Raw genomic sequence first — 13,098 nt, 5'->3', positions numbered from 1 at the left:
GCTTACCGCAGTTTCAGGGTAGAGAGGCCAGCCAGCGCCAGGATCACCGCGACGATCCAGAACCGAATCACGATGGTCGGCTCTTTCCAGCCCTTCTTTTCGTAGTGGTGATGCAGCGGCGCCATGCGGAAGACGCGCTTGCCGGTCAATTTGAAAGATGCGACCTGCACCATCACCGACACTGTTTCCAGCACGAAGAGTCCGCCGATGATGGCCAGCACCAGTTCGTGCTTGACGATGACGCTGACCGTGCCGAGCGCGCCGCCCAGGCTCAGCGAACCGGTATCGCCCATGAAGACCATGGCCGGCGGCGCGTTAAACCAGAGGAAGCCGATACCGGCGCCGACCAGGGCGCCACAGAAGACCGCCAGTTCACCGGCGCCGGCGACATTGTGGATCTGCAGGTAATTGGCGAAGACGGTATTGCCGACCAGGTAGCAGATCAGACCGAAGCTGGCAGCCGCGATCATCACCGGCACGATGGCCAGGCCATCCAGACCGTCGGTCAGGTTCACGGCATTCGATGCACCGATCATCACGAAGGCGGCGAAGGGGACCATGAACCAGCCGAGGTTCAGCAGCACATCCTTCAGGAACGGCACAGCCAAGCTGGTGTTGAGCGGCGCGGCGGCGATCTGGTTGATCCAGACGGCGGCGATGCCGGCAATAACGACCTGCAGGGCCAGTTTCAGCTTGCCCGGCACGCCCTTGGGGTTCTGCTTGGAGACCTTCAGGTAATCGTCATAGAAACCGATCAGGCCGAAGCCAAACGTGACCAGCAGTACGACCCAGACATAGCGGTTGGTGAGATCGGCCCAGAGCAACGTGCCGACGCCGATGCCCAGCAGCATCAGGAAGCCACCCATGGTGGGCGTGCCGCGCTTCTCCAGATGGCCCTGCGGACCGTCCTCGCGGATCGGCTGGCCCTTGCCCTGCTTGGCGCGCAGCCAGTCGATCAGCGGCTGGCCGATCACGAAGGACAGCACCATGGCGGTGAGGATCGCGCCGCCGGTGCGGAAGGTGATGTACCGGAACAGGTTGAGGATGTTGAAGTCCTCGGCCAGCGGATACAGCAGGTGATACAGCATACGTACAGACTTTCCTTACCAGCCGTTGGCGGCGCGCGGCTGCGGCGCCGGATTCAACAGGTCTTCAACAATCTTGCCCATGCGGCTGCCGAGCGAGCCCTTCACCAGCAGCACGTCGCCGCTGCGGATAGCGCGGCGCAGCGGCTGGATCAGTTCGATGGAATTGGCGGCATGATGGCCGCGCATCTGGGCCGGCAGCCGGTCGTACAGTGCGCGCATCAGCGGGCCGGAAGCAAAAACCAGGTCGATCTGCTCGCGCACCAGATCGTCGGCCAGCGCGGCATGGGCAGCTTCGGCATCGGGGCCAAGCTCCAGCATGTCGCCCAGCACGGCGATGCGGCGGCCGCGCGTGTTGCTGGGTTTGGCCATGGCGAGGACGGCATAGGCCGCACGCATGCTCGGCGGGCTGGCGTTATAGCTGTCGTCGATCAGTTCGATGCTGCCGCCGTCGCGCCAGTCCAGCATATGGCGCTCGCCGCGCCCCTTCGGGGCGGTAACGCCGGCCAGCGCAATGCCGGCCTCGGCCAGATCGGCGCCGGCCAGATGGGCCGCCGCCAGCACACCGAGCGCGTTCAGCACCCAGTGCCGGCCCGGCGCACCGATCTTGAAGGTCATCTGGTGACCGAGGATATCGGCGGCAACGCAGGAGCAGGCACTGTTGGGGGCATATTTCACCAGGCGCGCCTGCGCTTCCGGATGTTCGCCGAAACCGATGACTTCGGCGGCGCCGGCAGCACGGGCCGCCGCAGCCACGCGCTCATACTGGGCATTGTCGCGATTGATGATGGCGATGCCGCCCGGCTCCAGGCCGGCGAAGATTTCCGACTTGGCGTCGGCAATGCCTTCGATGCTGGCGAAATTCTCCAGATGCACCGCTTCGACGGCCGTGATGATGGCGATATGCGGCCGCGTCAGATTCGACAGCGGCGCGATCTCACCCGCATGGTTCATGCCCAGTTCGATGACGGCAAAGCGACTGTCGATGGGCATGCGGGCCAGCGTGAGCGGCGCGCCCCAATGATTGTTCAGGTTGCCCAGCGTGGCATGGGTGGCGCCCTGCTCGGCCAGCACGTGACGCAGCATTTCCTTGGTCGAGGTCTTGCCGACGCTGCCGGTGATCGCAATCACCTTGGCACCGCTGCGCTGACGCGCGGCCGCCGCCAGTTCGTTCAGCCCCTGCAGCGTGTCTTTCACCTTCAGCAGATTGGCGCCGGGCAGCAACGTTTCCGGCCCCTTGTCGACCATTGCGGCAGCGGCACCTTTCGCCAGCGCATCGGCGACGAAGACATGTCCATCGAAATTCGGACCACGGATGGCGACGAAGAGATCGCCGAAGGCCACCGTGCGGCTGTCGATGGACACACCGGTGGCCGTCCAGAAGCCGTCGCTGTTGCCCTGCGTGGCAGACGCGGCTTCGGCGGAGGTCCAGAGCGCGAAAGCTTCCATTAATCTTTACCCCCGTATGGTGCGCTGCCCGAACCAGACCCTGCATCGATCGCAGACACGGCTTCGCGGGCAACCAGCAGGTCGTCGAAGGGACGGATTTCCGCACCAACGATCTGACCCTGTTCATGGCCCTTGCCGGCCAGCAGCAGCAGATCGCCCGGCTGCAGATCCTTCACCGCGGTGAAAATTGCGTTGCGGCGATCGCCGATCTCGATGGCGCGCGGCGCGGCGGCCATGATCGCGGCGCGGATGCCGGCGGCATCTTCGCTGCGCGGATTGTCGTCGGTGACATAAACCCGGTCGGCGAGTTTCGTGGCCACTTCGCCCATCAGCGGGCGCTTGCCGCGATCGCGGTCGCCGCCGCAACCGAAGACAACGACCAGACGTTGCATGGTATGCGGACGGGCCGCCTTCAGTACGGTTTCCAGCGCATCGGGCGTATGGGCATAATCGACAAAGACGCTGGCGCCGTTCCTGCGCTGCGCCGCCTTCTGCATCCGGCCCGGCACGCCGTCGAGCTTTGCGAGCACATCCCAGGTCTCGGCGCTATGACCGCCGCAACCGATCACGAGACCGAGCGCCGCCAGCACATTGCCGGCCTGGAAACTGCCGACCAGCGGCAGATCGACCGTGCGGCGCACGCCGAAAGCCTCGACTTCCATATCCAGGCCACCGGTATGGGGCACGGCGGCCAGCAATTTCAGTTCCGTCCCGAGCTGGCCATAGCGGATCAGGCGCTGGCCACGGCGGCGGCACAGGTTTTCCACCTGCACGCCCAGGGCGGAATCCATATTGATCACCGCCGTGCCCTTGGGCGGCAGCAGCGTGTCGAACAGCCGCAGTTTGGCAGCGAAATAGGCCTCGACCGTCGGATGGTAATCCATATGGTCGCGGGTCAGGTTGGTGAATGCGGCGGCCTGCGGCTGGATGCCGTCGAGACGATACTGGTCGAGGCCGTGACTGGAGGCTTCGAGGGCCAGATGCTCGATACCGGCGGTCTTGGCAAGATTCAGCAACTCGTGCAGGCGCACCGGATCTGGTGTGGTATGCGCCACCGGCTCGTCGATGCCGGCGCCATGCAGACCCAGTGTGCCGAGGCTGGCGCTCTTGATGCCAAGATGTCGCCAGAGCTGCGCGGTGAAATGCGCCACCGAGGTTTTGCCATTGGTGCCGGTAACGGCGGCGATATGCTTCGGCTGCGCATTGAAAAAGGCGGCTGCCATCAGCGCCAGACGCCGGCGCGGATTGCTGTCGGTCACGAAGGCGATCTGATCGGCAAAAGCCGGATCGACATGATCGCTCAGCACCGCCACGGCGCCCTTGGCGCGCGCATCGGGGATGAAGCGATGGCCATCGGCCTGGGTGCCCTTCAGCGCCGCGAAGACATAGCCCGGGCGCACGGCGCGACTGTCGGCCGTCAGGCCGGCAATATCCAGCCCGGCAGTACGGGGATCGAGCGACAGATCGGCGCAGAGATCACTGAGACGCAAGTTTCTTCTCCTGCGTCTTCGGCGTCACGGCTGTCGCGGGTACGGCAGCGGGCGCGGCGTTGAAATTCGGCACCGGATGACCCGGGATCGGCACATACATGGCCTGCTTCAGCGCCGGTGAATTCTCGTCCACCGGCGGCACGCCCAGCATCGGCGCGATGCGGTTGATAATGCGGCCGGCGGCCGGCGCGGCGGTCCAGCCGGCGGTGGCGAAACCGAAGCTGCTCTTGTTGCCCTTCGGCTCATCGACCATGATCTGTACGATGTAGCGCGGGTTATGCATCGGGAAGCCGGCGACGAAGGTGTTGAAGTTCGCTTTCTTGTTATAGCCGCCGCGCGCGTTGACCTTTTCCGACGAGCCGGTCTTGCCGCCGACCAGATAGCCATTCACGGCCGCCTTGCTGCCGGTGCCTTCGTCCACCACCAGCAGCATAAGCTTGCGCATGGTGTCGCTGACATCGCGGCGGATCACCTGGCGGCCGGGCGCCGGCAGGCCCGGCGGGCGCTTGATGAGGGTCGGCGGATGCAGCACGCCGCCATTGGCGATGGCCGCCGTGGCGGTTGCCAGCTGCAACGGCGTCACCGACATGCCATGGCCGAAGGCAATCGTCATGGTCTCGACGGTCTTCCAGTTGCGCGGCACCAGCGGCGCACCGACTTCCGGCAGCTCGATGGCCGGCTTATTCAGCATGCCGAAGCGGGTCATGAATTCGCGCTGGCGATCCGGACCGACATCGACGGCCATCTTGGCCGAGCCGATGTTGGACGAGTACATGAAGATTTCCGGTACGCTGAGCCAGCGGTTCTTAGCGTGATCGTCCTTGATGGTGAAGCGCGAAATCTGGATCGGCCGGCTGGCATCGTAGCCGCCGTTCAGCTTGACCGTGCCGAAATCCAGCGCCATCGCCGTATTCAGCGTCTTCATGGTCGAGCCCATTTCATAGACGCCGAGCGTGATGCGGTTGAACCGCGACTCCGTGCTGGCCGTGCCGGGCTCGGCCGGATCGAAATCCGGCAGGCTGACCATGGCGATCACTTCGCCGGTATGGATATCCAGGACGATGCCGCCGCCGCCGATGGCATTGAACTGCTCGACGACCTTGGCCACCTCGTCGCGCACCACATGCTGCACGCGCACATCGATGCTGAGCTCCAGCGGATCGCCGGTGCGCGAGGGATCTTTCAGCTGCTCATCGAAATACTGCTCGATGCCGGAGATGCCCTTGCCGTCGATATCGGTGTAGCCGAGCACATGCACGGCCAGCGAACCCTGAGGATAGACGCGGCGCTGTTCGTTGTGGAAATACAGGCCCGGCAGACCCAGACGGTTGACCTCATACTGCTCGCGCGGCGTGAGGCCGCGCTTGAGCCAGACGAAGCTCTTGCCCGACGCCAGCTTGTTGGCCATATCGCCGGCCGACAACTCGGGCAGCACCTGGGCCAGCCGCAACGCGGCCTGCTGCGGATTCTGCACCTTGCGCGGATCGGCATAAAGCGAAGCGATCTTCAGGTTGGTCGCCAGCATATTGCCGCTGCGGTCGACAATCGGCTGGCGCTCCATCAGCGCCGTCCTGGCGATCAGTTCCGGATTGACGCCGCGCGCCACAGCCGGCTCGGTCGCACCACGGATGACAGTCAGTTCGACCAGACGACCGGCCAGCAGCACGAAGGCCAGCGAGAACAGGCCGATGCCGATCACCAGACGGCCGCGGCTGGAATCCAGCGCCTGCTTGGCGGCGCCATCCAGGCGCACCAGCGCCGGATTGCCCGGCATGTCGGCGGGCGTACAGGGCGAGCGCATGGGACGCTGCGGCGGCTTGGCATTTTTCGGCGAACGACGGAACAGCGCCATGTTACTGGGCCCTCCGCGTATCTTTGCCGGTGCCGCGCTGCATCGCGCCGAGCACGGCCGCCACTTCGGAATCGAAACCGACCGCAGCTTCGGCAGCAGGCCTGGCGACAACCTGCACAGGCGGGGCGGGCTGAAGGCCGGCCTGCGCGGCGGCCGGCTGGGCAGGCGGCCCGACCGGCAGGGCCGCCATCGGCGGCAGAGCCGGCGGTTTTGCCGGCGCCGGCTGGCCGCCGGTCATTGGCTGGCCACGATCCTGGCGCCAGGGCAGCGCCTCGAGGCCGACAATGTCTTTGGCGGTGGCCGAGCGCATATCGAGCAGGCGCTGCGCCTTGCTCTGCAGATATTCCGGGCGGCTGAGATAGCTCCACTCGGCCTGCAGCACGCCAATGGTCTCGCGCTCCTGGCTGAGCGCACGATTCATCTCGATCAGTTCGTCTTCCAGACGCTGCACTTCATAGGATAGCTGGTAGAGGCCGAACGACACCACGGCCAGCAGCAACAGGGCGATCAGGGACAGGCCGCGGCTCATGCAGCCTCCCGCAGATCGTCGTCGGGCCAGACCGGCGCGGCCGTGCGCCGGGCGGCGCGCAGCTTGGCCGAGCGGGCCCGCGGATTGGCGGCAACTTCAGCCTCGCCCGGCGCCATGGCGCCTTTGTGGATGGCGACGAAAGATGGCGCACGCTCGGTGGCGGTCGCCTGCGGCAGATGGCGCGAGGCGCCGACAGTCTTGCCGCTGCGGCGATCCAGAAAACGCTTCACCACCCGGTCTTCCAGCGAATGGAAGGATACGACTGCCAGCCGGCCTTCCGGCTTGAGCAGTTTTTCGGCAGCGGCCAGGCCGCGCTTCAGTTCGCCCAGTTCGTCATTCACCACGATGCGCAGCGCCTGGAAGGTGCGGGTCGCCGGATTGATGCCGGGCGTGGCGCGCACGACGCGGGCGACGACCTCGACCAGCTGCTTGGTGCGGGTGATTGGCTGTTCCGCACGGGCGGCGACGATGGCGCGGGCCACCGCACGGGCGCGGCGCTCCTCGCCATAGAGATAGATGATATCGGCCAGCTCGGCTTCGTCGCGGGTGTTGACGATATCGGCGGCCGTCTCGCCGCGATCCGACATCCGCATGTCGAGCGGGCCGTCATGCTGGAAGGAAAAGCCGCGCTCGGCCTGGTCGAGCTGCATGGAGGACACGCCGATATCCAGCGCCACGCCGTCCACGGCCTCGATGCCGATCGCCGACAGCAATGCGGCCATGTCGCCGAAGCGACCTTCGAGCAGACGGAAACGGTTTGGGAAAGCGGCATCGATGCGGTCGGCATGGACGCGCACGGTGGGGTCGCGGTCGATGCCGATCACCTGGCACTCCGCCGCAGCCAGCAAGGCCGAACTGTAACCACCCGCACCAAAAGTACCATCCACAAGCACGTCGCCGGCGCGCGGGCCAAGCGCCGAAACCACTTCCGCCCGCATCACCGAGAGATGAACCTGTCCTGCGGCTTTTTCATGGCCGTTTTTGCTGTCGGGGCGAAAACGGTCCGCCGGGCTCACGATGCCGCCCCCGCTCCGCCGCGCAGGTAAGCCGCGGCCTGGGCGCGCGCCTCGGCGGCGCGGGCCTCCCAGGCTTTCGGTTCCCAGATCTGGAAGCTGTGGCGGCGCCCGACAAAGACCGCCTCACCCGGCGCAGCAAGGCCGGCATGGTCGAGGAACTGAGGCGCGAGCTGGACGCGGCCTTCCTGGTCGAGATTCAGCTCGTTCAGAAACGGCAGCAGGCCGTCGATCAGCATCTCACGCTCGGGATGCAGGTCGGGCAGCTCGTCGATGCGGCGGTTGACACCATCGAGATAGTCGCGCCCGCCGGCAACCAGCGCCGGGGCAGCGATATCGGGGCCCAGAATCAGACCGCCATCGGGATGTTTGCGGGTCAGCAGGGCGCGATACGGCGCCGGTACGGAAACCCGTCCCTTGGCGTCAATCCGGTTTCGAAAGGTTGAGAGGAAGAATTCCACTCAGCCGCCCCTGCTGGTCAATCCCGGACGAAACACCCCCCTTGGGTGGCCATAACCTGGGATGAGATGGGGTAGCATGGGATAATATGGGCGTCAATGGAAATTAACGGTCTGTTATGGTGAGTCGGGCCAATGTTCTCCGCAACTTGCGCCATGATCGATCCTATTATTTTCGCTTAATGTTCTCTTTTGTTCTCAAGAGATCTCTTGTCTCTTGCTGCGTCGCGCATTACACCGGACGGCGTTACGGGGATGGCATGAGAGCGTGTGACAATGGTCAAAACAGGCCGCAACCTTACGGATAGGTTGGCTTCGGCGTTCCTTGCCGCACTGGTAGCGCTGCTGGTTCCACTGGCGGCGATCGCCGCCGTCAACGAATTCCTGCCGCGCGATGCGCCGCAGCTGAAGCGGTTCGCCGTCGTCGCCAGCACGGCCAACAACCAGTGCATCACCGCCCAGCTGATGAACAACGATGTGCGCCGCTTGCGCGCCACCGCCCTGCTGTCGCCCTGCGAATTCAATATCGACAACCTGACGCAGGGCTTTTTCATCAGCCGGCCGCTGCAGCCCGATGGCTACCAGATCTTTTTCGCCGCCAATCCGTCCTACTGCCTGGCGATGGAGCCGCGCGCCAAGCTGCTGGTGATCTCCGCCTGTGCACTCAACAACGAGATGCTGGAACAGCTGCCGCAGCTCTGGGACATCAAGAACGGCGGCCTGGCGCTGAAAAGCGAAGGCAAGAAATTCTGCCTCGATACCCGCGCGAAGCAGGGGTTCTCGGCGATCTTCGAGCCGCATTTCAGCGAATGCCCGGAACAGGTGCCGGATGCCTTCCTGCTGCGGGTGAGCCGCTGACCTGACGGCGTTTGCCTAGTGGCGTCTGGCCGCTTTGCGACGGAGATGCCGCCAGCCAATGACAATACCGGTCACTGACATCGCCAGCCCAACCAGCGACGTGATCCATATCACCAGCTTCCAGGCCGGCGGCACATGCCGCAGCCCTGCGAAATCGAAACTGTGCAGCGCGTTGAACAACCAGCGGTAGCTGCGTCGACTGTCGTCCACCCGCGTCAGGATATCGCCGGTGAGCGGATCGATATGGAACCAGGTGCTGTCAGGATCGTCGAAGCCGATCCGCAGCACGGGCAGCAGGCGCCGCGTGTGATGCGAATACCAGTATTCGTCCTCCTGGGTGAGCACCGCCTGCAGCACGGGCTTTGACTGCGGCATCAACTGCGCCGCGGCTGCGAAAACCTCCCCGGTCGCAAATGCTGTGCCGATGGCCTTGCCGTCGCCGCGATACTGCACGACCAATGACCGGCCGCCGATCCAGAGAAACCGCATCTCGACGACACCCTCAGCCGGCACCACGGCCAGCGGGAAATCCGTCGCTCCATGACCGGCATAGCGCTGCAGTGCGGCAACATCCGTATTGCGCCCGGAGAACCAGTAGTTCGGATTCATCGAAATCCAGCCACTGAATATCCAGGCCAGCAGAAACAGGCTGCCGATCACGCCAGCCCAATGATGCCACAGCATCCAGCCGCGATAGGGCGACATGGCGCCGTTTTTGTAACGGCGCTGGGGCCGCAGACGCTGGATGCCGATCCAGATTCCCGTCACCGCCACGACAATGCTGATGCCGGAAATCCACAGCACGACATCGCGCCACAGCGGCGCATCGGCGCGCAGCGCGGTGGGGTAGATCCAGTGCGGCACACTGCCGAGCCAGTTCCAGAAGCGCTCGCTGCGCCGGGTATCCAGCGCGATCTCGCCATTGCGCGCCGAAACGTAAAGCTGTGTGCCGGCAGCATCGTTGAGCGAGACCAGATGGAACGGTCGCAGCGGATCGTAGCGCGCCGTGACGCTCCACTGGTCGCGATCCTCCAGCTCGACCGTGGCCTGCGGCGCCGGTCTTACACTCTGCACGATTGCAAGGGCGGCAACCGCGTCGATGACCTCGATGCGCCGTCCGTCGCGCGCCGATACGGTCAGCCGCGCATTGTCCCAGGCAGTGACCCGGTAAACCGGCTCATCCCCCAGCATTTCCAGCCGCAGCGCGCGTGGCCAGCCGCCCTGCCCGGCCGCGGCGAGCGCCGCGCTGGGCGAGAGGCGAACCTGCTGCCCGTCGAGTACGGGCAGCAGAGCGCGACGTTCGGTCTCCGTCAGGGCCGGGAATCCGACATAGATCATCACCACGCCGGAAAAGAACCACATGGCGAAGAGCAGGCAGGTGGCAATCCCGATCCAGCGATGGATCAGATACAGCCAGCGCTGCACCTGACGGAGGGTGCGCTTCATCGCATCAGAACCTGATCGTGGTGGTGAGCAGCGCTGTGCGCGGCGCCCCCAGCAGCCATTGGGTGGTGCCCGACGAAGATACCGCATAAACCTCGTCGAACAGGTTGAAAATACGCAGCCCCACGCTGGCATGCGGCACCGGCTGCCAGGTCACGCCGAGATCGACCACCATGTAGTCCGGCCGTGTCTGGGTGTTGGCATTGTCGCTGTAAGTTTCCCCGACCCAGCGGACGCCACCGAGCGCTTTCCATTCCGGAGCAAACTTCCAGGTCAGCCAGAAATTGGCAAGCTGTTCGGGCACCTGCGGCGGTGTTTTGCCGGCCCGCGATACGGCAACACCACCGACCGATTCCACGAAATCGTCAAAGCGGGCATCCAGCAGTGCAGCATTGGCCTCAACCCGCAGGGCCGAGGTCAGGTCGAAACCGAGCGTAGCCTCGACACCGCGCGAGGATTGTTCGCCGACCTGCTGGGTAACCGCAGGATTGGTAGGCGACCGCGACAGGATATCCGTCTTGACGATGTGATAGCCGGCGAAAGTCCATTCGCCGCGCCCCTGCATGAAGGTCTGTTTGATGCCGGCTTCATACTGTTCGCCGGTCGCCAGTTTGAAATTCGTGTTGGCGGAGCTCAGGCTGATGATGCCGCCGACCGGGTCGGCAGCCGTGGCGTATTGACCATAAAGCGCCGTATTGGGGAAAATGTCGTATACGGTGCCGGCACGCCAGCTGATGGAGGTGAAGTCCTTCTGGAAACTGGCTCCCGGCGTGACCAGATCGGTGCGTTGCATGTCGATATTGTCGTAGCGCAGTCCACCGATCAGCGACCATTTATCGGTGACCGACAAACGGTCCTCGGCAAACATCGCATACTGGTCGGTGCGTGTATCATAGCGCGGAATGAAATTGCCCTGACCATAAAACCCCGGATTAAAACCGAAAGGATTGACCTGACTGCTGAAACCATTCGTACCGTCATTCACGTGACGAAAATCGATACGGTTCACGTCGAAACCGACCACAGTCTGGTTCTTCATCCCCAGCACGCTGTAATCGACAGCGAGATCGCTGCGATTGCCGTATTGCTGCTGGTCATGCAGGATTTCGAGATAGCTGGTACGCCCGATATTCCCGGTCGCGGCGTTATAGGTGTAACCTTCCGCATTGCGCCAATGGCGGTCGCTGGTCAGCATGTAGGTGGTATTATTGACCTTGATATTGTCAGCCGCCTGCCACTCCATGTTCAGACGCGTCCAGTTGTCGCGATACTCGATCAGGCTGTCGCTAACATTGAAATTCTTCTTGCGCAGGCTTTCATCCAGCCGCCCGTTAATCAGTGGCGTTCCGAAGTAGCGCTGCGGCTGCTGATAGCCATAATCATGCGACAGGGTGATGGCGAAATTTTCGGAAGCTTCAGCCCGTAGCGCCATCGACAGCGCCAGGCTTTCATTTTCGCCACGATCAACCCAGCCGTCCGATTTCTTGCCGCTGATATTGGCACGATAGAACAGTTTGCCGCCGAGCGGACCCCCACTGCCGGCGGCGGCGCGACGCGTCATGTCGGAACCGAATTCCAGCAGGGCTTCATTCTCAAAGGTCTTGCTCGGCTTTTTCGGGATCACGTTGAGCACACCACCGATGGCACCTTCGCCATACATCACCGAAGCCGGGCCGCGCAGCACCTCGATGCGATCGACCGACCAGGTGTCGAAAGGGAACGTCACCGTGCCGGCGCCGACATAAAGCTGGGTGCCGTCATACAACTGCATCACCGAACTGTGGCCGGTGAAACCGCGCACGCCGAGGCTGGTGCCGCCGTTGCCCGGCGCGGCCAGGGAATTGAAGCCGGTCGCGCGCGCGGCCGCATCATTGATGCTGGTATAACCACGCTCGCGGATGGTTTCGCCGGGTATCACTTCGACGCTCGCCGGCGTCTCCAGCGCGGTAAGGCCGAGCCGGCTGCCGGTGGCGGTCGGCACGGTCAGGTCCAGGCCGACCGGCTCCTCGATCAGCTGGCCACCCACGGTCAGCGGTGGCAGGACGGTGTCCTGGGCCTGCGCCAGTGGCGCAGCAATCAGCAGAGCAGCGGTGAAACCGGAAAACGAGCGGAAAAAGCGGACAGATTGCGTCCGGCGTGACGGGAAGCGGGCCATGGAAAAACCTCATGCGGTCGGCCTTGTGGCACGTCACCGCGAACGAGGTTTTCCGCCGATGCCCTGAGGATAAACAGGCGACCGATGGATTACCCACCGGAACACCCTGCCCGATGTGATCGCGTGTGACCACGGATGACGGCAGGTCTCCTGGCTCGCGGGTCGCTGTCTTTCGCCGCCTTCCCAGGACCGTGCGGCCCCAGTGGCTCTGTGACGAAAGACTCTCCGCTTACAGTTGCAGGGGCAGCCACGGCATCAAACCGCGTTCCCAGTTAGGCCCTTGCGGGCACCGTCGCCGGGCAACCTGCACGGCGATACTTTGCTTGTCAATTGGATGAATGGTGCCAGACGGCCTGTAAGCCGGGTTCTGTCCCCCCACTTTCGTGGGATGGACGGCCATTCCTCTGGGATGCCCGTTACCGGACACCTCGCGCGACCGACCCGGATAGCGGACCGAAAACAGTCCTGCAGACTTGCGCCTGCCGCCATCCCTATTTGGTCTTGCTCCCGGTGGGGTTTGCCGTGCCGCTTCCGTTACCGGTCGCGCGGTGCGCTCTTACCGCACCCTTTCACCCTTACCATCAGGCTCCAACCCGAAAAGATTGGCGCGTGATGGCGGTCTGCTCTCTGTGGCACTGTCCCTGGGGTCGCCCCCGCCGGGCGTTACCCGGCACCGTGTTTCCGTGGAGCCCGGACTTTCCTCGACGCTTTGACACGCCGCGGCCGTCCAGCCGTCTGGCACCGGGCGCAGAGGTAGGCCCAGACG

10 protein-coding genes, 1 other RNA gene and 1 riboswitch are annotated in these 13,098 nt (G+C 64.1%); of the genes, 1 reads left to right on the top strand and 10 read right to left on the bottom strand.

What is annotated here, in order from left to right:
• Window positions 1-2 precede the first annotated feature (2 nt).
• Genes mraY through AC1ROB_RS10295 form a run of 7 tightly spaced genes read right to left on the bottom strand, consistent with a single transcriptional unit; the run spans window position 3 to window position 7,879 of the window.
• Window positions 3-1,088 carry a phospho-N-acetylmuramoyl-pentapeptide-transferase gene (gene mraY / locus AC1ROB_RS10325; protein WP_492971263.1) on the bottom strand — a complete coding sequence of 362 codons (1,086 nt, stop codon included), beginning with the start codon at window positions 1,086-1,088 and terminating at the stop codon, window positions 3-5.
• A gap of 15 nt (window positions 1,089-1,103) precedes the next feature.
• Window positions 1,104-2,534 carry a UDP-N-acetylmuramoylalanyl-D-glutamyl-2,6-diaminopimelate--D-alanyl-D-alanine ligase gene (locus tag AC1ROB_RS10320; RefSeq protein ID WP_492971264.1) on the bottom strand — a complete coding sequence of 477 codons (1,431 nt, stop codon included), beginning with the start codon at window positions 2,532-2,534 and terminating at the stop codon, window positions 1,104-1,106.
• Entirely contained in the window at window positions 2,534-4,024 is a 1,491-nt protein-coding gene (locus AC1ROB_RS10315) for a UDP-N-acetylmuramoyl-L-alanyl-D-glutamate--2,6-diaminopimelate ligase (RefSeq protein ID WP_492971265.1), read from the bottom strand. The genes AC1ROB_RS10320 and AC1ROB_RS10315 overlap by 1 nt, the downstream gene beginning before the upstream one ends.
• Complete coding sequence (locus AC1ROB_RS10310) at window positions 4,011-5,876, bottom strand: peptidoglycan D,D-transpeptidase FtsI family protein (protein ID WP_492971266.1); 1,866 nt, start codon at window positions 5,874-5,876, stop codon at window positions 4,011-4,013. Before AC1ROB_RS10310 ends, AC1ROB_RS10315 begins: the two co-directional genes overlap by 14 nt.
• A 1-nt stretch (window position 5,877) precedes the next feature.
• On the bottom strand, window positions 5,878-6,405 hold the full coding sequence (gene ftsL, locus AC1ROB_RS10305; RefSeq protein ID WP_492971268.1) for a cell division protein FtsL: 528 nt from the start codon (window positions 6,403-6,405) through the stop codon (window positions 5,878-5,880).
• A complete protein-coding gene (gene rsmH / locus AC1ROB_RS10300) occupies window positions 6,402-7,421 on the bottom strand; it encodes a 16S rRNA (cytosine(1402)-N(4))-methyltransferase RsmH (RefSeq protein WP_492971269.1) in 1,020 nt (339 codons plus the stop codon). Before rsmH ends, ftsL begins: the two co-directional genes overlap by 4 nt.
• Window positions 7,418-7,879 carry a division/cell wall cluster transcriptional repressor MraZ gene (locus tag AC1ROB_RS10295; protein ID WP_492971270.1) on the bottom strand — a complete coding sequence of 154 codons (462 nt, stop codon included), beginning with the start codon at window positions 7,877-7,879 and terminating at the stop codon, window positions 7,418-7,420. The genes rsmH and AC1ROB_RS10295 overlap by 4 nt, the downstream gene beginning before the upstream one ends.
• A 306-nt stretch (window positions 7,880-8,185) precedes the next feature.
• Between AC1ROB_RS10295 and AC1ROB_RS10290 the strand changes: the two genes are divergently transcribed.
• A complete protein-coding gene (locus tag AC1ROB_RS10290; RefSeq protein WP_493000524.1) occupies window positions 8,186-8,734 on the top strand; it encodes a hypothetical protein in 549 nt (182 codons plus the stop codon).
• A gap of 15 nt (window positions 8,735-8,749) precedes the next feature.
• Here the strand turns inward: AC1ROB_RS10290 and AC1ROB_RS10285 are convergent, their stop codons facing one another.
• The 3 genes from AC1ROB_RS10285 to rnpB all read right to left on the bottom strand — a co-directional run bounded on the left by AC1ROB_RS10285 (window position 8,750) and on the right by rnpB (window position 13,071).
• A complete protein-coding gene (locus AC1ROB_RS10285; protein WP_492971272.1) occupies window positions 8,750-10,180 on the bottom strand; it encodes a PepSY domain-containing protein in 1,431 nt (476 codons plus the stop codon).
• A gap of 4 nt (window positions 10,181-10,184) precedes the next feature.
• A complete protein-coding gene (locus AC1ROB_RS10280) occupies window positions 10,185-12,332 on the bottom strand; it encodes a TonB-dependent receptor (RefSeq protein WP_492971273.1) in 2,148 nt (715 codons plus the stop codon).
• Window positions 12,333-12,455: 123 nt separating this feature from the next.
• Window positions 12,456-12,641: riboswitch (cobalamin riboswitch) on the bottom strand.
• A 31-nt stretch (window positions 12,642-12,672) separates the two neighbouring features.
• An RNA gene (gene rnpB / locus AC1ROB_RS10275) (RNase P RNA component class A) lies at window positions 12,673-13,071 on the bottom strand.
• Window positions 13,072-13,098 lie beyond the last annotated feature (27 nt).

The sequence above is a fragment of the Ferrovibrio sp. GW821-FHT12F09 genome, from assembly GCF_058806775.1.
Note: the sequence above shows the minus strand (reverse complement) of the source record. Positions and strands in the feature narration are given on the sequence as shown.